We start from the raw sequence: 20,710 nt of genomic DNA on the forward strand, positions 1-20,710 counted from the left end.
GGGCGCAACCCGATGTTGATTGATGGCGCAACCTTAGTGATTGAGGTTAACCCCTATCCTCCGACGCGTTCGCAGACAAATCGAAGCTGCGGCGTCGAATATTGGCGGCGGCGCTCGACACAGCCCTAAAGCTTCGAACGCGCATGCCGTTATGTGCGACAGGAAAGCTGGGGAAGACCCGAGTGGTCGAGAAAGAAGCCTCTCCGCGCACCCCGATGCGGCGAGATCGATCCATGCACGCAGATGAATGGCAGAGCGCAAGTCCCGGTCGTTGCCCGCCGCGTTCGACGTCGCGCCGGGCGGCGCAGGCCGCCGGCGCGAGGCGACTTCCCGTCGAGAGACGGGAGTGTCCGGAATTTACAACGCGATGACGCCACCTGGCGATGTCGTTTATCGAAGTGGGAAAGCAAGCGTGAGTTTCTTCAGCAATTTCAAGATTTCCACCCGCCTGATGGTGCTTGTCGGCGCTCTTTCGGTGATGCTGATCGTGGGCGCCGTGCTCGGCATCTACGGCATCAGCAGCGCCAACGACTCGCTGAAAACCGTGTATGAAGACCGCACCGTGAGCCTCGGGCAGATCGGCCAGGTCCAGCGGCTGATGTCGCGCAACCGCCTCGTCATCGCGGAGGCGCTCGTCGCCCAGAATCCGGCTGATGCGAAGGCGGGCATCGATTCGGTGGACGGCAACGTCGCGGAACTCAACAAGGTCTGGGCCGCCTACATGGCGACCTATCTGACGCCGAACGAGTCGGAGCTGGCGAAGCGGTTCGCGGATGACCGCGCGAAATTCGAGCGGGACGCCGTCGTTCCGATCGTCGCCGCGATGCGCGCGGGCAATCTCGACGCGGCGCGGCAGTTGCAGGCCGGCGCGTTGCGCGATCTTTACGGGCCGGTGCGCGGCGACATCGAGGCGCTGGTGAGCCTTCAGCTCGACGTCGCGCGCGACGAGTACGTGACGGCGGTCGACCGCTACCACTTGATCCGCAACTCCGCGATCGTCGCGGTGGTGCTGGGCGTGGGCGCGGCGATTCTGTTCGGGCTCGCGTTGATTCGCGGCGTGTCGCGCTCGCTGAACGTGGCCATCGAAACCGCCGACGACATCGCGCAGGGCGACCTGACGCACGAGATTCGCATCGAAGGACGCGACGAGGCGGCGCAGTTGCTGCGTTCGCTGTCGAACATGCAGGACGCGCTGCGCAAGGTGGTCTCGACCGTGCATCGTGGCGCCGAGGCCGTCGCGTCGGCGAGCGCGCAGATCGCCCAGGGGAATGTCGACCTGAGCGCGCGAACCGAAAGCCAGGCCAGCGCGCTGGAGGAAACGGCCGCATCGATGGAGGAGCTCGGCTCGACCGTCAAGCACAACGCCGACAATGCGCGCCAGGCCAACCAGCTCGCACAGACCGCGTCCACGGTCGCGGTCAAGGGCGGCGACGTCGTCGCGCAGGTGGTCGACACGATGCAGGGCATCAACGAATCCGGCAAGAAGATCGCGGAAATCATCGGCGTGATCGACGGCATCGCGTTCCAGACGAACATCCTCGCGCTGAACGCGGCGGTCGAGGCGGCGAGAGCGGGCGAGCAGGGGCGCGGCTTCGCGGTGGTGGCGGGCGAGGTCCGCAGTCTCGCGAGCCGCAGCGGCGAAGCGGCCAAGGAGATCCGCAACCTGATCACCGCCAGCGTCGCGCGCGTGGAGGACGGCACGGCGCTGGTCGACCAGGCCGGCGCGACGATGACCGAGGTGGTCGGCAGCATCCGGCGCGTCACCGACATCATGGGCGAGATCAGCGCGGCGAGCGTCGAGCAGAGCGCGGGCGTGTCGCAGGTCGGGACCGCAATGACCCAGATGGACGAGGCGACGCAACAGAATGCGGCGCTGGTCGAGGAGATGTCGGCCGCCGCGGCGAGCCTCAAGTCGCAGGCGCAGGATCTGGTGCGCGCGGTGTCGGTATTCAAGCTGCATCAGGGGGGCAGCGCCGGCGCGCGGCCCGCGGCTGTCGCCGGTTCGGCGGATGCGCTTCGCCCCGCCGCCCCGAAAAAGCCGGCTGCCGTCCGCCGGGTCGCCGCTGCACCGGCGCCTGCGTCCGCGCCTGCCGCAGCGCCTGCGGCGCAGACTGCCAGCGCGAATGAGGACGACGACGGCTGGAGCACGTTCTGACCGGACGCGCTGATCGGCGCAGGGGGCGGCCGCGGCGCATGCCCCGTGCGCTGGCGATGCCGCCGCGTGCGCCGATCTCCTCCGTTGTTTGCCGTTTGCCCATGATGGCGCGTTGCCGGCGGCTCGCGCCCGTTTGCTGAAATTCTGGAAGTGCAATGAAACTGTCGTTTGTACAAAAGCTCTGGTTGCCGCTCGTCATGAGTCTCGTGTGCCTCGTCGGACTCGCAGTCTACGACGCGTGGCAGATGAGGCAGGCCCAGCTGGACGAGCGCAAGCTGGATCTGGTTCACGCGTCGGAGATCGCCCTCGGCATGGTCAAGACCTATGGCGACGAGGTGGCGGCCGGCACGCTGCCGGAGGCGGAGGCGAAAAAGCGGGCGATCGACCGGATTCGCTCGATCCGCTATGGCGAGGACGGCTATTTCGTGCTGCTCGACGCGCAAAGGATCCTGATGCATCCGACCAAGCCGGACTTGAACGGCAACGAGATCGTGCAGTTCAAGGACCCCGCCGCAGCGGCGATTTTCAAGGACGCGCTCGCGATCGTGCAGCGCGAGGGCAAGGGGTTCACCACGTATGCGTTTCCCCGGCCGGGCGCGAGCAAGCCGTCCCCGAAGATCTCCTATGATGTCGGCTACCAGCCGTGGGGATGGACGCTGATGACGGGCGTGTATGTCGACGACATCGACGCGGCGTTTCACGCGACGCTGTATCGCAGCCTCGCGATCCTGCTGGTGGCGGCCGGCGCGTTGTCGGCGGTGGTGGTGATGCTCAATCGCGGCATCCTCCGCTCGCTTGGCGGCGAGCCGTCCTATGCCGCCGACATCGCGAACCGGATCGCCGGCAACGATCTGACGGCGGACATCCGGCTCGCGCCGGATGACCGCACGAGCCTGCTGTACTCGATGAAGTGCATGCAGACCCAGCTCACGCAGACGATCGGCACGATCAAGATCTCGGCCGATTCGATCGCGACCGCCACCCACCAGATCGCGGCGGGCAACGAGGATCTGTCGCAGCGCACCGAGCAGCAGGCCGCGTCGCTCGAGGAAACGGCGGCCAGCATGGAGGAGCTGACGTCGACGGTGTCCCGCAGCGCGGACAACGCGAACGAGGCGAACCAGCTCGTGACGCAGGCGGTGAATGTCGCCTCGCATGGCGGCGAGGTGGTTTCACGCGTCGTGGAGACGATGGACGGCATCAATGCCAGCTCGGGCAAGATTGCCGATATCGTCGGCGTGATCGAGGGCATCGCGTTCCAGACCAATATCCTCGCGTTGAACGCCGCGGTCGAGGCGGCGCGCGCGAGCGAGCACGGCCGCGGCTTCGCGGTGGTGGCGTCCGAGGTGCGTTCGCTGGCGCAACGCTCGTCGGTGGCGTCGAAAGAGATCAAGGCGCTGATCGAGGATTCCGTCGAGCGGGTGCGCGTCGGCGCGGACTATGCGAAGGAAGCGGGCGACGCGATGGACAGGATCCAGCACGAGGTGCGGCGCGTGACGGATCTCATGAGCGAAATCGCCACGTCGTCGCGCGAGCAGAGCCGGGGCATCGGCGAGGTCAACCAGGCCGTCGCGCAAATGGACGACGTGACGCAGCAGAACGCGGCATTGGTCGAGGAAGCGGCCGCGGCCGCGCATTCCCTGGAGACGCAGGCCGAAGACCTGAAAGCCGCCATCTCCCGGTTCAGGTTCCACGGCTAGCCCGAAGCCGCGCAGGCGGCAGACGTCCGGCGGGGCGCTCGACGCGCGCCCCGGCGCTCAATGCGGCAGCCGGACGTCGAACTTGTACGTGACGAGCCGGGCGACGAGGATGAAGCCGGTGGCAAGCAGCACGCTGTAGACGGAATCGAACTGCAGCCAGGCCAGCAGCAGATAGAACCAGCAGCCGACGAACGCGCAGGTCGCGTACGGTCGCGAATCGCGCAGGATCAGCGGGATGTCGTTGCACAGCACGTCGCGGATGATCCCGCCGACGACACCGGTGATCACGCCCATCATCACCGCGATGAACGGCGGCATTTCCGCGTCGAGCGCGATCGACGTGCCCGAGATGCTGAAGATGCCGAGCCCGACCGCGTCGGCGACCAGCAGCATCCGCTCGGCCGACAGCCGCGACACCATCCGCAGCACGACCGGCGCGAACAGCGACAGCGCGAAGATCACCATCACGTAGCCGTCGTGCACCACCCAGTAGAACGGGCGGCGCTCCAGCAGGATGTCGCGCAGCGTGCCGCCGCCGAACGCGGTCGCAAGCGCGACGACGAACGTGCCGACCGAGTCGAGCCGGTTCTTGCGCGCCTCGACGAAACCGGAAATCGCGAACGCGAGCGTCGCGATCGCCTCGAGCACGGCGATCGCGAGTGTCAGCCTAGGATGCGGCACGCGGCCCCCGATCGCCGGGCACGGCCGACGGCTGCAGCAGCACCAGCACGGCGCCTGCGCCGCCGTCGTGGCTGCGCGCCTCGCAGAACGCGATCACTTCTTCCTTCTGCACGAGCCACGCGCGCACCTTGCCCTTCAGCACCGGCTCCTTGCCGATCGAGCCGAGCCCCTTGCCGTGGATCACGCGCAGGCAGCGCAGGCCCTTCTTGCCGGATTCCCGGATGAACGCGGCGAGCGCGTCGCGCGCCTCGTCGCGCCGCATCCCGTGCAGGTCGAGCTGCGCCTGCACGATCCACGCGCCGCTCCTCAGCTTGCGCACCACGTCGCCGCTCACGCCGGGGCGGTGGTAGTAGAGCGCCTCGTCGCTGTCGAGCAGCGTCTCCGGATCGAACTCGTCGGACAGCGTCTCGCCGAGCACGGCCTCTTCGTCGCGCTGCGTCTGCTGGGGCACCGGCGCGGGCTGCGCGCGGCCGGCTGCCGCGCGCGGCGGCGCGTCGAGCGGCTTGACCGCGCCGATCCCGGCGCGGAACAGGTTCGCGTCGGCTTCGGTCTGGCGCGCGGCCTTCGCGGTTTCGGTGCGCTGGCGCTCGCGGCGCTCGGCTTCGCCCTTGAGCGTCGTGCGCAGTGCGCCGAGGCCGGCGAGGCCCTGGCCGCGCAGCGCGGCGGGGGCGGGCGTGGCAGGCTCGACAGGGGCGGGTTTCGCGGGGCGGGCGGCGGCTTGCCGCTTCGCGGGGTCGCTCGGATGGGGCTGGTTTTTCGCCATGATGTCACACGCAAGACAGATGGCCGCGCGCGGCGCGCGGCACATAAAAAAAGCCGCTGCGCGACGGCAGCGGCTTCGAGGCAGGCAGACGGCGCGGCAGCGGACGCCATTGTAGCGCCCGTCCCGGGATGGGGGCCGCCTCAAGGTGGCCCGCCCAACCGACTGCTTACTTGCGGTCGTGCAGGCTTTCGACGTAGCGCTGCGCGTCGAGCGCGGCCATGCAGCCGGTGCCCGCGCTGGTGATCGCCTGGCGGTATACGTGATCCTGCACGTCGCCGGCGGCGAACACGCCCGGCACGCTCGTCGCCGTCGCGTTGCCCGACAGGCCGCTCTTCGTCATGATGTAGCCGTCCTTCATCTCGAGCTGGCCCTGGAAGATGTCCGTGTTCGGCTTGTGGCCGATCGCGACGAACAGGCCCTGCACCGCGAGGTCTTCCGTCGCGCCGGTCTGCACGTCCTTGATGCGCAGGCCCGACACGCCCGAATTGTCGCCCGTCACTTCGTCGAGCACGTGGTTCCATTTGATCTCGACGACGCCTTCCTTCTCCTTCTCGAGCAGGCGGTCAACGAGGATCGGCTCGGCGCGGAACTTGTCGCGGCGGTGGATCACCGTGACCTTCTTCGCGATGCCGGTCAGGTAGAGCGCTTCCTCGACCGCGGTGTTGCCGCCGCCGATGACCGCGACTTCCTGGTTGCGGTAGAAGAAGCCGTCGCAGGTCGCGCAGGCCGACACGCCCTTGCCCATGAACGCTTCCTCGGACGGCAGGCCGAGATACTGCGCCGACGCGCCGGTCGCGATGATCAGTGCATCGCAGGTGTATTCGCCGGCGTCGCCGATCAGGCGGATCGGCTTTTCGTGGAGCTTCGCGGTGTGGATGTGATCGAACAGGATCTCGGTGTTGAAGCGCTCCGCATGCTCGAGGAACCGCTGCATCAGCTCGGGGCCCTGCACGCCTTTCGCGTCCGCCGGCCAGTTCTCGACGTCGGTCGTGGTCATCAGCTGGCCGCCCTGGGCGATGCCGGTGACCAGCACCGGGGACAGGTTGGCGCGCGCCGCATAGACGGCGGCCGTGTAGCCGGCGGGGCCGGAACCGAGAATCAGGACTTTGGCGTGTTTGGGCGTGGACATGTGCAAGATCCGTAAAGGGCGGCCGCGGCGGTCGGGGTGGCGCCGCCGGGCGGTCGGGGTTGACCGGGATGCCGCCGTAGATGGGTATCAGACGCGCATTATAAAGGCCCGGGTGCCGGGCTGCCGAACGGCAGTTTCAATCGGGGCGATAGCCTTTCCCGGCCAGCCCCCGTCGGGCGCGGCTTGCGGCGCCGGTATGTAACCGTCATTTACAATTGCCCGGGCGGCGCAGCGTTTACAATAGGCCGGATCGAACGATCGGCGGACCGGCAGCGTGCGCGGTCCGCCCTTTCTATACGGATTCATGGCAAAAGCTCCTTATTCCGCCCAGGCACAGGCGTTGCCGCACCGGATGTCGAAGCTCCTCACGGAGATCCGCTGGATTCTCCAGGTCGCGCTGTTCGGCTTTCTGGTGATGGCCCTGTTGAGCTACAGCCGGCGCGATCCGAGCTGGACGCACGCCGCGCAGGTCGATCACTTCTCGAACTGGGCGGGCCGGGTCGGCGCGTGGACGGCGGACATCGTCCTGTTGCTGTTCGGCCTGTCCGCGTACTGGCTGATCGTGCCGCTCGCGCGCCGGATCGCCGCCAATTACCGCCGCATCACCCACCACGAATCGCTCGACGAGCCCGAGCGGCCCGCCGGCTGGCTCGCCGAAGGGCTGTCGTTCGTGCTCGTGCTGCTCGCGTGCGACGGCATCGAGGCGCTGCGGATGTGGTCGCTCAAGGTGCAATTGCCGCGCGCGCCGGGCGGCGTGGTCGGCGAGGCGGTCGCGCATGCGATGTCGCACGCGTTCGGCTTCACGGGCGGCACGCTCGCGCTGCTGATCGCGCTCGCGATCGGCCTGTCGCTGTATTTCCGCTTTTCGTGGCTGTCCGTCGCCGAGCGTGTCGGCGACGCGATCCTGTCCGCCGTCAACGTCGCGAAACTGCGCCGCGAGGCCGTGCGCGACCGCAGGCTCGGCGAGGCCGCGGCCGTGCGCCGCGAGGGCAAGGTCGAGGAGGAGCGGGTGCGCATCGAGGAGCACGAGCCGGTGACGATCGTGCCGCCCGTCGTGACGCCGGCGAAGTCCGAGCGCGTGGAAAAGGAGCGCCAGGTGCCGCTGTTCACCGACCTGCCGGGCGACTCGACGCTGCCGCCGATCGCGCTGCTCGATCCGGCGCCGCAGGTGCAGGAATCGGTGTCCGCCGACACGCTCGAATTCACGTCGCGCCTGATCGAGAAGAAGCTGAAGGACTTCGGCGTCGAGGTGAGCGTCGTGGCCGCGTATCCCGGCCCGGTCGTGACCCGCTACGAGATCGAGCCCGCGACCGGCGTGAAGGGCAGCCAGATCGTCGGTCTGGCGAAGGACCTCGCGCGCTCGCTGTCGCTCGTGTCGGTCCGCGTGGTCGAGACGATCCCCGGCAAGAACTGCATGGCGCTGGAGCTGCCGAACCAGCGCCGCCAGACGGTGCGCCTGTCCGAGATCCTCGGTTCCGAGGTCTACGCGGATGCGCCGTCGCTGCTCACCATGGGCCTCGGCAAGGACATCGGCGGCAAGCCGGTGTGCGCCGACCTCGCGAAGATGCCGCACCTGCTCGTCGCCGGTACGACCGGCTCGGGCAAGTCGGTCGGGATCAACGCGATGATCCTGTCGCTGCTGTACAAGGCGAGCGCCGAGCAGGTGCGCCTGATCCTGATCGATCCGAAGATGCTCGAAATGAGCGTGTACGAAGGCATCCCGCACCTGCTGTGCCCGGTCGTCACCGACATGCGCCAGGCGGGCAACGCGCTCAACTGGACGGTCGCCGAGATGGAGCGCCGCTACAAGCTGATGAGCAAGCTCGGCGTGCGCAACCTGTCCGGCTACAACAACAAGATCGACGACGCGGCGAAGCGCGAGGAGAAGATTCCGAATCCGTTCAGCCTGACGCCGGAGGAGCCTGAGCCGCTCGGCCGGCTGCCGAACATCGTCGTCGTGATCGACGAGCTGGCCGACCTGATGATGGTCGTCGGCAAGAAGGTCGAGGAGCTGATCGCGCGGATCGCGCAGAAGGCGCGCGCGGCCGGCATCCACCTGATCCTCGCGACGCAGCGTCCGTCGGTCGACGTGATCACCGGGCTGATCAAGGCGAACGTGCCGACGCGGATCGCGTTCCAGGTGTCGTCGAAGATCGACTCGCGCACGATTCTCGACCAGATGGGCGCCGAATCGCTGCTCGGCATGGGCGACATGCTCTACCTGGCGCCCGGCACCGGCCTGCCGGTGCGCGTGCACGGCGCGTTCGTGTCGGACGACGAGGTGCACCGCGTCGTCGAAAAGCTCAAGGAGCAGGGCGAGCCGAACTACATCGAGGGGCTGCTCGAAGGCGGCACCGCCGACGGTGACGAGGGCGCGGCCGGCGCGGGAACCGGCGAAGGCGGCGGCGAGTCTGATCCGCTGTACGACCAGGCGGTCGAGATCGTCGTCAAGAACCGCCGCGCGTCGATCTCGCTCGTGCAGCGCCATCTGCGCATCGGCTACAACCGCGCGGCGCGGCTGCTCGAGCAGATGGAGCAGTCGGGGCTCGTGTCGGCGATGTCGTCGAGCGGCAACCGCGAAATTCTTGTGCCGGCGCGCGACGCGGAATGAGTCCGCGGCGCTCGCGGCGCCGGCCACCCACGGAGAAAACCGTAATATGCAGCAACATTCGTCCGCCCATTCCGTTCAATCGACGCAGCGCGGCGCGCGGCGCTGGCTCGGCGCCGCGCTGGCCGGCGCGGCGCTGATGCTGTCGGCGTCGCACGCGTTTGCGAGCGGCACCGAGCAGCTGAAGGCGTTCGTCGCGCAGGTGCGTTCGGCGAAGGGCGATTTCACGCAGCAGATCGTCAAGGCGCCCGCGAAGGGCGCGAGCGCCGCGCAGGCGCTGCCGAAGGCGAGCGACAATTCGAGCGGCACGTTCGTGTTCTCGCGCCCCGGCAAGTTCATCTGGACGTACCAGAAGCCGTATCAGCAGGTGCTGCAGGCCGACGGCGAGAAGCTGTACGTGTACGACAAGGACCTGAACCAGGTCACCGAGCGCAAGCTGTCCGGCGCACTCGGCGCGAGCCCGGCGGCGATCCTGTTCGGCAGCAACGACCTGGACAAGAACTACACGCTGCGCGATGCGGGCGAGAAGGGCGGCATCGACTGGCTCGAGATGCTGCCGAAGGCGCAGGACACGCAGTTCCAGCGGATCGGCATCGGCTTCCGGAACGGCACGCTCGCCGCGATGGAGCTGCATGACGTGTTCGGCAACGTCACGCTGCTGACCTTCACGAACATGCAGACCAACCCGCCGCTGAAGTCGGACACGTTCAAGTTCGTCGTGCCGAAGGGCGCCGACGTGATCAGCGGCTGACCATTCCGTCATGCCGTCTTCGAGCGGGCCCGCTTCGTTCAGGGCCCGTTATTGGCGTGAACAGGCCCTTGGCGCGCGGCGGCCGCGTCGCGCGGCTGTCATAATGCACAGTCCGGCGGCCGCGTCAGGCCGCCATCGATTGAAGTGGAGCCAGGGTTCATGTCCGACCTGTTTCAAGTCGAACCGCGTCGGCCGCTCGCCGAGGCGTTGCGGCCGAAGACGCTCGCCGAGGTGATCGGCCAGATGCATTTGCTGGGCGCAGGCAAGCCGCTGCGGCTTGCGTTCGAATCGGGCAAGCCGCATTCGATGATCCTCTGGGGGCCGCCCGGCGTCGGCAAGACCACGCTCGCGCGGCTCACCGCGCAGGCGTTCGATTGCGAGTTCATCGCACTGTCGGCGGTGCTGGGCGGCGTGAAGGGCATTCGCGAGGCGATGGAGCAGGCGAAGGAGACGCTGAACCGCACCGGCCGCCACACGATCCTGTTCGTCGACGAGATCCACCGTTTCAACAAGGGCCAGCAGGATGCGCTGCTGCCGTTCGTCGAGTCGGGGCTCGTGACCTTCATCGGCGCGACGACCGAGAACCCGAGCTTCGAGGTCAACTCGGCGCTGCTGTCGCGTGCGCAGGTCTATGTGCTGAAGTCGCTGACCGACGACGAGATGCGCCTGCTGCTCAAGCGTGCGCAGGAGATCGCGCTCGAAGGGCTCGCGTTCGACGACAAGGCGGTCGACACGCTGGTCGGCTACGCGGACGGCGATGCGCGGCGCTTCCTGAACCTGCTCGAGCAGGCGCAGACGGCGGCCGCGTCGGCCGGCGTGACGACGATCGACGCCGATTTCGTCAGCAGCGCGATGACGCTGAACGCGCGCCGCTTCGACAAGGGCGGCGACAACTTCTACGACCAGATCTCGGCGCTGCACAAGTCGGTGCGCGGCTCGAGCCCGGACGGTGCGCTGTACTGGTTCTGCCGGATGATCGACGGCGGCGCGGACCCGAAGTACCTCGCGCGGCGGATCGTGCGGATGGCGTGGGAAGACATCGGCCTCGCCGATCCGCGCGCGATGCAGATGGCGAACGACGCGGCCGCGACCTATGAGCGGCTCGGCTCGCCGGAAGGCGAGCTGGCGCTCGGCCAGGCGGTGATCTATCTCGCGTGCGCGGCGAAGAGCAACGCGGGCTACAACGCGTTCAACCAGGCGATGGCGTTCGTCAAGCAGGACAAGTCGCGCGAGGTGCCGGTGCATCTGCGCAACGCGCCGACCAAGCTGATGAAGGAACTCGGCTACGGCCACGCGTACCGCTACGCGCATGACGAGCCGAACGCGTATGCGGCCGGCGAGACCTATCTGCCGGACGGCATGCGCGAGCCGCGCTGGTACCAGCCGGTGCCGCGCGGGCTCGAATCGAAGATTGCCGACAAGCTCGCGTGGCTGCGCGAACTCGACCGCGAGGCGGGCAAGAAGGATTAGTGCGCGTTCCTCCGGCATCCGCCACGCGCGCGCCGTGGCGGACGCGCGGTGCGTTAGAATCCCCGTCTCACACAACGATTTTTCCTGTCCTCCCATGCTCGACATCCAGTTGCTGCGCAAAGACCTCGACGGCGTCGCCAAGCGCCTCGCCGATCGCGGCTACACCCTCGACGTCGCAGCGTTTTCCGCACTCGAAGCGGAGCGCCGCGCGATCCAAACCCGCACCGAAGAACTGCAGGCGCGCCGCAACAGCCTCTCCAAGCAGATCGGCGCGATGAAGGGGCGGGGCGAGGACACGACGGCCGTGATGGCCGAAGTCGGCGGCATCGGCGACGAAATGAAGGCGTCGGCCACGAAGCTCGACGAGATCCAGGCGCGCGTGTCCGACCTGCTGCTGGGCATGCCGAACCTGCCGCACGAGAGCGTGCCGGTCGGCAAGGACGAGAGCGACAACGTCGAGGTGAAGCGCTGGGGCACGCCGCGCGCGTTCGATTTCGACGTGAAGGATCACGTCGACGTCGGCACGCCGCTCGGCCTCGACTTCGAGACCGGCGCGAAGCTCGCCGGCGCGCGCTTCACGATGCTGCGCGGCCCGATCGCGCGCCTGCACCGCGCGCTCGCGCAGTTCATGCTCGACACGCACACGCAGCAGCACGGCTACAGCGAGACGTACACGCCTTACATCGTGAACCCGGACATCCTGTACGGCACGGGCCAGCTGCCGAAGTTCGCGGACGACATGTTCCGCGTCGAGAAGGGCGGCGGCGAGAACACCATCACGCAATACCTGATCTCGACGTCGGAGATTTCGCTGACGAACACCGTGCGCGAATCGATCGTTGACGCGTCCGCGCTGCCGATCAAGCTGACCGCGCATTCGCCGTGCTTCCGTTCGGAAGCCGGCTCGTACGGCCGCGACACGCGCGGGATGATTCGCCAGCACCAGTTCGACAAGGTCGAGATGGTGCAGATCGTCGCGCCGGAAGCGTCGTATGCCGCGCTCGACGAGATGGTCGGCCATGCCGAGACGATCCTGCAGAAGCTCGGCCTGCCGTACCGCGTGATCGCGCTGTGCACGGGCGACATGGGTTTCTCGGCGGCGAAGACGTTCGACCTCGAGGTGTGGCTGCCCGCGCAGAACACGTATCGCGAGATCTCGAGCTGCTCGAACACCGAGGCGTTCCAGGCGCGACGGATGCAGGCGCGTTATCGCAACGCGCAGGGCAAGCCGGAGCTCGTGCATACGCTGAACGGTTCGGGCCTCGCGGTTGGCCGCACGCTCGTGGCGGTGCTGGAGAACTACCAGAACGCCGACGGTTCGGTCACGGTGCCGGAGGTGCTGCGTCCGTACATGGGTGGTCTGGAGCGTATCGACGCGCCTGCGCAGGCGGCCTGACCGCCGCCCGATGAGGCTTCCGGCGATGCCTGAAAATTTTTTTCAGAAAAGGCTTGGAAGTTTCATTTAAGTCGTTCTATAATCTTTTCTTTCCCGGAAACGACCAACCGGGAAATGCAGTAAGGAAGGAGAGGTGGCAGAGTGGTCGAATGTACCTGACTCGAAATCAGGCGTACGGTTTCCCCGTACCGTGGGTTCGAATCCCACCCTCTCCGCCAAAATACGAAACCCCTTGATCCGGCAGGATCAAGGGGTTTTTCGTTTTGGGCACGTCATCCAACTTGCCGAAGCGAGATTTCGAGGCGCGCCATGCGCCGCTCCGGGCGGCCGTCGCGCCACGCCCGACATGCGCAGCGAATCCGCGCGCGCATCATTTTTCATTTTCCGCTTCAAGCTTGCCGTTGGCGCGCCGTTAACGGAATCCGGGGCCATGTATTTTATTTGCATCATGGTGCCGCCGCCCCCGACGATTCACGTGATATGAAGCTGAGTTACAAGATCCCTTTCGCATTTGCAGTCGCGTTGCTGCTGATTTTCTCCTGCGCCCTTTACGGCAATCACATCCTCAACCGTTCGATCGACACGTTCTCGACCGATGTCCAGTCGAACGTGGCCAACGAGCGGCTCGTGTCGACCACGCTCGTGCAGTTCAAGCTGCAAGTCCAGGAATGGAAGGACACGCTGCTGCGCGGCAAGCAGCCCGAGAAGCTGGACAAGTACTGGACCGCGTTCCAGAAGCGCGAACGCACGGTCGACACGCTCGCCGCCGAGCTCGACAGGCAGTTGCCGCCGGGCGAGAGCAAGCAGCTCGTCGAGCAGTTCATGCGCGCGCACAGCGCGATGGGGCAGGGCTACCGGCGCGGATTCGACGCGTTCAAGGCGGCCGGCTTCGAGCCGACCGTGGGCGACGCGGCGGTCGCCGGCATCGACCGCGAACCGGCCGCGTTGCTCGAGCGCGCCGCGCGGATGATTGCCGACGAGAGCGCCGGGGTGTCCGCGCAGGCGATTCGCGATGCGCAGCACGCGACGACCGCGAGCATCTCGATCATGCTCGTCATGCTCGGCCTCGCGATGATCGGCAGCTTCATGTTCAGCCGGAGCATCCTGCGGCCGCTCGACAAGGCGGTGGCCTGCGCGAAGGCGGTCGCCGGCGGCGACCTGACCCGCGAGGTCGATGCCAGCGGTCGCGACGAGATCGCCGATCTGCTGCGCGCGCTGCAGGCGATGCAGGCCAGCCTGTCGGGCGTCGTGCTCGAGGTGCGCGAGCATGCCGAGTCGGTCGCGACGGCGAGCGCGGAAATCGCGTCGGGCAACCACGACCTGTCGGCGCGCACCGAGGCGCAGGCCGCGTCGCTCCAGGAAACGGCGTCTAGCATCGCGGAATTGACGAGCGTCGTGCGGCAGGCCGCCGAGCACGCGCAACATGCGTCGCAGGTCGCCGACGACGCGTCGCGGATCGCGTCCTCCGGCGGCAGCGTGATGGCCGAGGCGGTCGAGACGATGAACGGTATCGCCGACAGCTCGGCGAAGGTCGGCGAGATCATCTCGGTGATCGACGGGATCGCGTTCCAGACCAACATCCTCGCGCTCAACGCGGCGGTCGAGGCCGCGCGCGCAGGCGAGCAGGGACGCGGCTTCGCGGTCGTCGCGTCGGAAGTGCGCACGCTCGCGCAGCGCAGCGCCGCCGCGGCGAAGGAGATCAAGACGCTGATCGAGCAATCGACGGCGCGCGTCGACGTCGGCGCGACGCTGATCGGCCAGGCGGGCGCGTCGATCCACGAGATCGTCGGCGCGGTGCAGCGCGTGACGACGTTCGTCGGCGAGATTTCGACGGCGTCGCAGGAGCAAAGCGGCGGGATCCATCAGGTCAACGTCGCCGTCACGCAGATGGACGAAGCGACGCAGCGCAATGCGGCGCTCGTCGAGCAGGCGTCGGCGGCGACTCAGTCGCTCGCGGAGCAGGCGCACGCGCTCAGGCACGCCGTGTCGGTGTTCAAGGTGCGCGGCGGCGTCGCGGCCTGAGCGCGCCGCTGATGGTGCGGTGCAATAAAAGTGCCGCCGCCACCGCGTGCGCGCGTCGTTTCGGGCCCCTGCAACGGCGGTTGCCTTTCGATTCGCGCCGCCATTTGAAAATTACGATTTGACTCATGCCCTGCTTTCGGTTGAAGCTAGTAACTTGCTGTCCGACAGGGGCTGTGCCTGCATGAGTTCGATCTTGACCGTTCGTCGTATCGCTGCCGATCAGGGTGGCGTCTATCGCGAACTCCGCGCGGCGTCGTTGCGCGAGCCCTACGCGCCCGGCGAAGCGCCGGAGGCCGACATGATGGCTGTCGACGCGGCCGCGGCGGAGGCGATCGCCGCGCAGCGCGCGACTTCCGATCAGTCGACGACATTCCTGCTGTATACCGAAGGCCATCCGGCCGGCATGATCGGCGCGTATTTCGACGGCACGCCGCAGCGCCGCGCGTTCGTCAGCGAGCTGTGGGTCGCGCATGCGGTGCGCCACCTGCGCGGTGGCGTGCTGCTCGTGGATACGGCGAGCGCATGGCTCGCCGAGCGCGGCGCGGGGGAAATCTATGCGTGGATTGCCGACGCGAACCGTAACGCGGTCCGCTTCTACGAGCGGGCCGGCTTCAACAACACCGGCGAGCACGCGCCGATCGCCCGGGTACCCGGCGCGATGAAGTCGCTGTTCGTCTCGCAAGTGGCGCGCTGACGCGCCAGCCAAAAATAATGGCCGGTGGCGTGGACGACTGTAAAATACGCAAAATTTTTTTGCTGAACGTCCATGTCGCTTAAAAAATCGCCATTCTTCGAACTGCGCAGCGGGACCGTCGACACGTTGTTCTTCATCGTGAAGACAACCGATCTCGGCGCATTGCGCACCGAGTTGGTCAAGCGCTTCGAAGCGACTCCCGAATTCTTTGCCGATGACGTCGTCGCGATCGACGTCCGCCGCCTTGCGGGCCACGAGCGCGTGCCGCTTGCCGAGATCCGGCAGATGCTCAACGACGTGCGGATGCGCCCCGTCGGGGTCGTCGCGCAGCCGGGCCAGCAGGCATGGGCGAGCGAAGCGGGCCTGCCGCTGCTCGAGGCGCGCGACCGTCGTGCGCCGGCTGCGAAGCCGGACGAGGAGGCCGCCGCACCCGAGGCCGCGCCGGCGGTCGAACCCGCGCCTGCGCCGGCGCCGCCGGTGGTGCAGGTGCCCGCGGGCAGCCAGACGCTGATGATCGACAAGCCGCTGCGCTCGGGGCAGCAGATTTACGCGAAGGGCGACCTCGTGGTGCTCGACCTGGTCAGCTACGGCGCCGAGGTGATCGCGGAAGGCAACATCTACATTTATGCGCCGCTGCGCGGCCGCGCGCTCGCGGGCGTGCACGGCAACCATGACGCGCGCATCTTCTGCACGTGTCTCGAGCCGGAACTGATTTCGATCGCGGGCATCTATCGAACCACCGAGAACCCGTTGCCGCCGGACGTGCAGGGCAAACCGGTGCAGATCCGGCTCGAAGAGGAAAAATTGATGATCGAACCGCTACGCCTGACGTGACGCACGCGGCGCGAACCGGCTCGATCGGCTCTCATTGACGAACACAGGGTATAGGGTAAATGGCAAAAATCATCGTGGTGACCTCGGGCAAGGGCGGCGTGGGCAAGACGACGACGAGCGCGAGCTTCGCGTCCGGTCTGGCGCTGCGCGGCCACAAGACGGCCGTGATCGACTTCGACGTCGGCCTGCGCAACCTCGACCTCATCATGGGCTGCGAACGCCGCGTCGTGTACGACCTCGTCAACGTGATCCACGGCGAGGCGAACCTGAACCAGGCGCTCATCAAGGACAAGAAGTGCGAGAACCTCTTCATCCTGCCCGCGTCGCAGACCCGCGACAAGGATGCGTTGACGCGCGAAGGGGTCGAGAAGGTCATCAACGACCTGATCGCGATGGATTTCGAATACATCGTCTGCGATTCGCCGGCCGGCATCGAGTCGGGCGCGCTGCACGCGATGTACTTCGCCGACGAGGCGCTCGTCGTGACGAACCCGGAAGTGTCGTCGGTCCGTGACTCGGACCGCATTCTCGGCATCCTGTCGTCGAAGACCAAGCGCGCGACGGACGGCAAGGACCCGATCAAGGAGCACCTGCTGATCACCCGCTACAGCCCGAAGCGCGTCAACGAAGGCGAGATGCTGTCGCTCGAGGACATCAGCGAGATCCTGCGCATCAAGCTGATCGGCGTCGTGCCGGAATCGGAGGCGGTGCTGCACGCGTCGAACCAGGGCTTGCCGGCGGTGCATATGGACGGCACCGACGTCGCCGAAGCCTACAAGGACATCGTTGCGCGCTTCCTCGGCGAGGACAAGCCGCTGCGGTTCACCGATTATCAGAAGCCGGGCCTGCTGCAGCGCCTCTTCGGCAGCAAGTAACGGAGGGCGTTCATGTCGATTCTGTCGTTTCTCCTCGGTGAGAAGAAAAAATCCGCTTCGGTCGCGAAAGAGCGCCTGCAGCTCATCATCGCGCACGAGCGCGTCGGCGGCCGGCCACCGGCCGACTACCTGCCCGCGCTGCAGAAGGAGCTCGTGGCCGTCATCTCGAAGTACGTGAAGATCTCGAACGATGACATCCGCGTGAGTCTCGAGCGCCAGGACGATCTCGAGGTCCTGGAAGTGAAGATCGAGATTCCGCAGGCCTGACGGCCCGCGCCCGGCCTTATTGAGCGTCGCGAGGGCCGGGACGCGTGACGGAGGCATCCGCCGCGGTCGCGGCCGGCCCGTCGCCGGCCGGCGCGTGCCGGCCTGACGCGCCGTCGGCCTCGTCGCGCAGCGTGTCGAGCGGATCGGCGGGCGCGGCGGCCGCGTCCTGCGGCGCCGTGACCTCGGAGCGGGGCGGCGTCGCGGGCGAAGGCGCCGGTGCCGGCGGCGCGAGATAGCGCTGCGCGAGCGTTTCATACAGCGGCGGCGCGAAAAAGCGCGACACGCGGCTGGCGATCAGCGCGGCGGCCATCAGCGAGATCACCAGCGCGTGGCCATTGATCATCTCCATCACGATCACGAACGACGTGATCGGCGATTGCGTGACGGCGGCCAGGTAGCCGACCATCGCGAGCGCGACCAGCACCGGCAGGCGCATGTCGCCGAACACCAGGTGCAGCAGGTTGCCGAAGCCCGCGCCGATCGACAGCGACGGCGCGAAGATCCCGCCCGGAATGCCCGGCAGGTACGACGCGACCATCGAGACGATCTTCAGGAACGGATAGAACACCGACAGCCGCTCGTGGCCGTCGAGCAGCCCGCGCGCTTCCGCATAGCCGCTGCCGAACGTCGTGCCGCCCGACAGCAGGCCCACCACGGCGATCGCGAGGCCGCACAGCGCGGCGAACGCGATCGGCCGTTCGCGATACAGGCCGAGCAGGCGCGGCGGCAGCCAGCGGCCGGTATTGAGCAGCAGCCAGCAGAACAGCCCGCCCGCGACGCCGGTGACGAGCGCGGTAACGAGCACCGCCACCGCGAGCAGATCCGGGAAATGCGGGCCGATGTCGATCGTGCCGAAGTACGTGTAGTTGCCGTTCAGGGCGAGCGCCACCACGCCGGCGAGAATGATCGCGGTGATCAGCACGCCGCTGGCGCGCGCCGAAAAGCTGCGCGTCAGCTCCTCGATCGCGAACACGATCCCGGCGAGCGGCGTGTTGAACGCGGCGGACAGCCCGGCCGCCGCGCCCGCAAGCACGAGCTGGCGCTCGATCTGCGCGTTCGAGCGCGGATAGAAGCGGCGCAGGTTGAACATCAGCGCCGCGCCGACCTGCACGGTCGGGCCTTCGCGGCCGATCGTGAAGCCGCCGAGGATGCCGAGGAACGAGATCGCGATTTTCGCGAGCAGGATCCGCGGTGTCAGGAGCCGCGATCCGAACGCGCTCGGCCGCGCATGCAGCGTCGCGATCACCTGCGGAATGCCGCTGCCCTCCGCGCCACGGAAAAAGCGCCGCGTGAGCCATACGGAGCCCGCCGCGATCGCCGGCGTCAGGATGAGTGGCAGCCAGGTTGCGCGGTGCTGCAGCGTGCGGAACGTGTCGTAGCCCCAGTCGATCAGCCGCGCATACAGCACCGCGGTCAGGCCGACGGCGATTGCGCCGAGCCAGAAGACGCCGTATTGGCGCCAGATACGTTGGGTGCGGCGAGTGAGGGCGGGGAACAGGGCAGTGCGTTGCATCGGCGCGGCCGTCGGCAAAGTCCCGATTATAGAGAGATGTCGCGGGAGAGGGCCTTCAACTGGCTGTCGTCGATCCTTGCGGCAGGCATACGTGTGGATGCGGGCCGACGCGCCGGACGCCGGTGCGGACGGCGCAGTTGGCATCGGCCCGCCGTCGCTTATGCCGGCTGGCCGCCGAAACGGATCGCCTGCGCGGCCGGCGGGCAGCTCAATCGCCGATATCGCGGCGGCGCGGCGGCGCGCGCCGTGCGGGTCAGGCCAGCAGCGCCTCGACCGCGAGCACGGCGGCGACTGCCGCCGCGTTCGCGAGCAGCGCCTCCGCCAGGATGCCGCGCCACGTCTTCGGCCTGAAGCGGGCCGCGAGCAGGAGCGCGCCGCCCAGCGCGAGCGCGAGGATCATGACGAGATCGGCATTCACGAGACGGACAGGCATCGTGGCAACTCCCGGGTTTTCCGCGACGCGGGTGCGGGCGCGTCACGTCTCGAGTATAGGCAGCGCGCGCCGCCCGGCAACCCGTGCCGTCCCGGGGCAGCTCAGATGAGCGACGCGTCGCGCGTTTCGCGCATCAGCAGCACGCCGAGCAGGCTGATTGCCGCCGCGATCGACACATAGCCGCCGACCCACGCGAGCCCGCCGCGCGCGGCGAGGACCTGCGCGATATACGGCGCGATCGACGCGCCGAGAATCCCGCCGAGGTTGTAGGCCACGCCTGCGCCCGTGTAGCGCACATGGGTCGGGAACAGCTCCGGAAGCAGCGCGCCCATCGGCGCGAACGTCACGCCCATCAGGAACAGCTCGAGCGTCAGGAACAGCGCGACGAGCGGCATCGAGCCGCTGCCGAGCAGCGGGGCCATCGTGAAGCCGGACAGCAGCGCGGCGGCCGATCCGGCGATCAGCACCGGCTTGCGCCCGAAGCGATCTGCCGCCCATGCCGACAGCGGCGTCGCGAGCCCCATGAAGACGACCGCGAAACACAGCAGGCCGAGAAAGCTCTGGCGCGGGATATGCAGCGTCGCGACGCCGTACGACAGCGAAAACACCGTCGAGATGTAGAAGAGCGTGTAGCAGACCACCATCGCGAGTGCGCCGAGCAGCGTCGGCCGCCAATGGCGCGTGACGAGCGTGGCGATCGGCATGCGCACGCGATCCTGACGATCGAGCGTGGCCTGGAACGCCGGCGTTTCGGCGATCTTCAGGCGCACGTACAGGCCGAGCGCGACGAGCACCGCGCTGACGAGGAACGGGATGCGCCAGCCCCAGCTGCGGAATTGCGCGTCGGACAGCGAGACGGCGAGCGCGAAGAACAGCCCGTTCGACGCGAGAAAGCCGACCGACGGCCCGAGCTGCGGGAACATGCCGAACCAGCCGCGCTTGCCGTGCGGCGCGTGCTCGGTCGCGAGCAGCGCGGCGCCGCCCCATTCGCCGCCGAGGCCGATGCCCTGGCCGAAGCGCAGCACGCACAGCAGCACCGGCGCGAGCGTGCCGATCGCGTCGTAGCCCGGCACGAGGCCGATCGCGGTGGTCGACAGGCCCATCACCAGCAGCGACGCGACGAGCGTGGACTTGCGGCCGATCCGGTCGCCGAAGTGGCCGAACAGGAACGAGCCGATTGGCCGCGCGATGAATGCGATACCGAACGTGACGAACGCGGACAGCGCTTGCGCGGTCGCCGAGCCGTGCGGGAAAAACACCGGGCCGATCACGAGCGCGGCGGCGGTTGCGTAGACGTAGAAATCGTAGAACTCGATCGCGGTGCCGATGAAGCTCGCGAACACGATGCGTTTGCGGCTGACGGCGCCGGCCGAAGTGGTTGCGTTCGCAACGGCCGTCGGGGATGCGGACATGCGTGTC

The 20,710-nt window shown here is 67.7% G+C and carries 18 protein-coding genes and 1 tRNA gene; 13 read left to right on the plus strand and 6 right to left on the minus strand.

Features of this window, described 5'->3' with window-relative positions; translation table 11 throughout:
* Window positions 1-412: 412 nt before the first annotated feature.
* Both LIG30_RS17790 and LIG30_RS17795 read left to right on the plus strand, forming a co-directional pair.
* Window positions 413-2,155: a methyl-accepting chemotaxis protein gene (locus LIG30_RS17790; RefSeq protein ID WP_268760710.1), complete on the plus strand. Its 1,743-nt coding sequence runs from the start codon at window positions 413-415 to the stop codon at window positions 2,153-2,155.
* 155 nt (window positions 2,156-2,310) lie between these two features.
* Window positions 2,311-3,855, plus strand: a complete 1,545-nt coding sequence (locus tag LIG30_RS17795; protein ID WP_038714043.1) for a methyl-accepting chemotaxis protein — start codon at window positions 2,311-2,313, stop codon at window positions 3,853-3,855.
* A 57-nt stretch (window positions 3,856-3,912) separates the two neighbouring features.
* On the opposite strand, the gene LIG30_RS17800 is transcribed toward LIG30_RS17795, so the two are convergent.
* From LIG30_RS17800 to trxB, 3 genes are all read right to left on the minus strand, one after another.
* Entirely contained in the window at window positions 3,913-4,536 is a 624-nt protein-coding gene (locus LIG30_RS17800; RefSeq protein WP_038714045.1) for a trimeric intracellular cation channel family protein, read from the minus strand.
* A complete protein-coding gene (locus LIG30_RS17805) occupies window positions 4,523-5,299 on the minus strand; it encodes a Smr/MutS family protein (protein ID WP_038714047.1) in 777 nt (258 codons plus the stop codon). The genes LIG30_RS17800 and LIG30_RS17805 overlap by 14 nt, the downstream gene beginning before the upstream one ends.
* Before the next feature lie 166 nt (window positions 5,300-5,465).
* The gene (gene trxB, locus LIG30_RS17810; RefSeq protein ID WP_038714048.1) at window positions 5,466-6,428 is read right to left on the minus strand and encodes a thioredoxin-disulfide reductase; all 963 of its coding nucleotides are present in this window, start codon (window positions 6,426-6,428) and stop codon (window positions 5,466-5,468) included.
* A gap of 304 nt (window positions 6,429-6,732) precedes the next feature.
* Here trxB and LIG30_RS17815 point away from each other — a divergent pair, with 304 nt between their 5' ends.
* The 11 genes from LIG30_RS17815 (at window position 6,733) to minE (ending at window position 17,345) form a co-directional block, all read left to right on the plus strand.
* The gene (locus LIG30_RS17815; RefSeq protein ID WP_038714049.1) at window positions 6,733-9,039 is read left to right on the plus strand and encodes a DNA translocase FtsK; all 2,307 of its coding nucleotides are present in this window, start codon (window positions 6,733-6,735) and stop codon (window positions 9,037-9,039) included.
* 46 nt (window positions 9,040-9,085) lie between these two features.
* Complete coding sequence (gene lolA / locus LIG30_RS17820) at window positions 9,086-9,787, plus strand: outer membrane lipoprotein chaperone LolA (RefSeq protein WP_038714051.1); 702 nt, start codon at window positions 9,086-9,088, stop codon at window positions 9,785-9,787.
* A 159-nt stretch (window positions 9,788-9,946) separates the two neighbouring features.
* Window positions 9,947-11,257 (plus strand): replication-associated recombination protein A, encoded by a 1,311-nt coding sequence (locus tag LIG30_RS17825; RefSeq protein ID WP_038714053.1) that lies wholly within the window; start codon window positions 9,947-9,949, stop codon window positions 11,255-11,257.
* A 94-nt stretch (window positions 11,258-11,351) separates the two neighbouring features.
* A complete protein-coding gene (serS, locus tag LIG30_RS17830; protein WP_038714054.1) occupies window positions 11,352-12,653 on the plus strand; it encodes a serine--tRNA ligase in 1,302 nt (433 codons plus the stop codon).
* A gap of 127 nt (window positions 12,654-12,780) precedes the next feature.
* Window positions 12,781-12,871, plus strand: a tRNA-Ser gene (locus LIG30_RS17835).
* Between the two features lie 14 nt (window positions 12,872-12,885).
* A complete protein-coding gene (locus LIG30_RS26515; RefSeq protein ID WP_152986142.1) occupies window positions 12,886-13,137 on the plus strand; it encodes a hypothetical protein in 252 nt (83 codons plus the stop codon).
* Window positions 13,134-14,675, plus strand: a complete 1,542-nt coding sequence (locus tag LIG30_RS17840) for a methyl-accepting chemotaxis protein (RefSeq protein ID WP_038714055.1) — start codon at window positions 13,134-13,136, stop codon at window positions 14,673-14,675. The genes LIG30_RS26515 and LIG30_RS17840 overlap by 4 nt, the downstream gene beginning before the upstream one ends.
* 46 nt (window positions 14,676-14,721) lie before the next feature.
* The gene (locus tag LIG30_RS17845; RefSeq protein ID WP_235510335.1) at window positions 14,722-15,369 is read left to right on the plus strand and encodes a GNAT family N-acetyltransferase; all 648 of its coding nucleotides are present in this window, start codon (window positions 14,722-14,724) and stop codon (window positions 15,367-15,369) included.
* A 72-nt stretch (window positions 15,370-15,441) separates the two neighbouring features.
* Window positions 15,442-16,203 (plus strand): septum site-determining protein MinC, encoded by a 762-nt coding sequence (gene minC, locus LIG30_RS17850; RefSeq protein WP_038714057.1) that lies wholly within the window; start codon window positions 15,442-15,444, stop codon window positions 16,201-16,203.
* 59 nt (window positions 16,204-16,262) lie between these two features.
* Entirely contained in the window at window positions 16,263-17,078 is an 816-nt protein-coding gene (gene minD / locus LIG30_RS17855; protein WP_038714059.1) for a septum site-determining protein MinD, read from the plus strand.
* Between the two features lie 12 nt (window positions 17,079-17,090).
* On the plus strand, window positions 17,091-17,345 hold the full coding sequence (gene minE / locus LIG30_RS17860) for a cell division topological specificity factor MinE (protein WP_038714060.1): 255 nt from the start codon (window positions 17,091-17,093) through the stop codon (window positions 17,343-17,345).
* Window positions 17,346-17,361: 16 nt separating this feature from the next.
* On the opposite strand, the gene LIG30_RS17865 is transcribed toward minE, so the two are convergent.
* From LIG30_RS17865 to LIG30_RS17875, 3 genes are all read right to left on the minus strand, one after another.
* On the minus strand, window positions 17,362-18,858 hold the full coding sequence (locus tag LIG30_RS17865; RefSeq protein ID WP_038714062.1) for a chloride channel protein: 1,497 nt from the start codon (window positions 18,856-18,858) through the stop codon (window positions 17,362-17,364).
* 253 nt (window positions 18,859-19,111) lie between these two features.
* A complete protein-coding gene (locus LIG30_RS17870; protein WP_038714065.1) occupies window positions 19,112-19,291 on the minus strand; it encodes a hypothetical protein in 180 nt (59 codons plus the stop codon).
* A gap of 101 nt (window positions 19,292-19,392) precedes the next feature.
* Window positions 19,393-20,703, minus strand: coding sequence for an MFS transporter (locus LIG30_RS17875; RefSeq protein ID WP_038714098.1), 1,311 nt, complete (start codon window positions 20,701-20,703; stop codon window positions 19,393-19,395).
* Between the last annotated feature and the right edge of the window lie 7 nt (window positions 20,704-20,710).

Source organism: Burkholderia sp. lig30 (assembly GCF_000687455.2).
In the GTDB taxonomy this organism is placed as follows: Bacteria; Pseudomonadota; Gammaproteobacteria; order Burkholderiales; family Burkholderiaceae; genus Burkholderia.

Coding starts and splice junctions, on each gene's coding strand:
- lolA (WP_038714051.1), top strand. CDS start 9,086: ATGCAGCAACATTCGTCCGCCCATTCCGTTCAATCGACGCAGCGCGGC.
- minE (WP_038714060.1), top strand. CDS start 17,091: ATGTCGATTCTGTCGTTTCTCCTCGGTGAGAAGAAAAAATCCGCTTCG.
- LIG30_RS17875 (WP_038714098.1), bottom strand. CDS start 20,703: ATGTCCGCATCCCCGACGGCCGTTGCGAACGCAACCACTTCGGCCGGC.
- LIG30_RS17840 (WP_038714055.1), top strand. CDS start 13,134: ATGAAGCTGAGTTACAAGATCCCTTTCGCATTTGCAGTCGCGTTGCTG.
- serS (WP_038714054.1), top strand. CDS start 11,352: ATGCTCGACATCCAGTTGCTGCGCAAAGACCTCGACGGCGTCGCCAAG.
- LIG30_RS17870 (WP_038714065.1), bottom strand. CDS start 19,291: ATGCCTGTCCGTCTCGTGAATGCCGATCTCGTCATGATCCTCGCGCTC.
- minD (WP_038714059.1), top strand. CDS start 16,263: ATGGCAAAAATCATCGTGGTGACCTCGGGCAAGGGCGGCGTGGGCAAG.
- minC (WP_038714057.1), top strand. CDS start 15,442: ATGTCGCTTAAAAAATCGCCATTCTTCGAACTGCGCAGCGGGACCGTC.
- LIG30_RS17815 (WP_038714049.1), top strand. CDS start 6,733: ATGGCAAAAGCTCCTTATTCCGCCCAGGCACAGGCGTTGCCGCACCGG.
- LIG30_RS17825 (WP_038714053.1), top strand. CDS start 9,947: ATGTCCGACCTGTTTCAAGTCGAACCGCGTCGGCCGCTCGCCGAGGCG.
- LIG30_RS17805 (WP_038714047.1), bottom strand. CDS start 5,299: ATGGCGAAAAACCAGCCCCATCCGAGCGACCCCGCGAAGCGGCAAGCC.
- trxB (WP_038714048.1), bottom strand. CDS start 6,428: ATGTCCACGCCCAAACACGCCAAAGTCCTGATTCTCGGTTCCGGCCCC.
- LIG30_RS17865 (WP_038714062.1), bottom strand. CDS start 18,858: ATGCAACGCACTGCCCTGTTCCCCGCCCTCACTCGCCGCACCCAACGT.
- LIG30_RS17795 (WP_038714043.1), top strand. CDS start 2,311: ATGAAACTGTCGTTTGTACAAAAGCTCTGGTTGCCGCTCGTCATGAGT.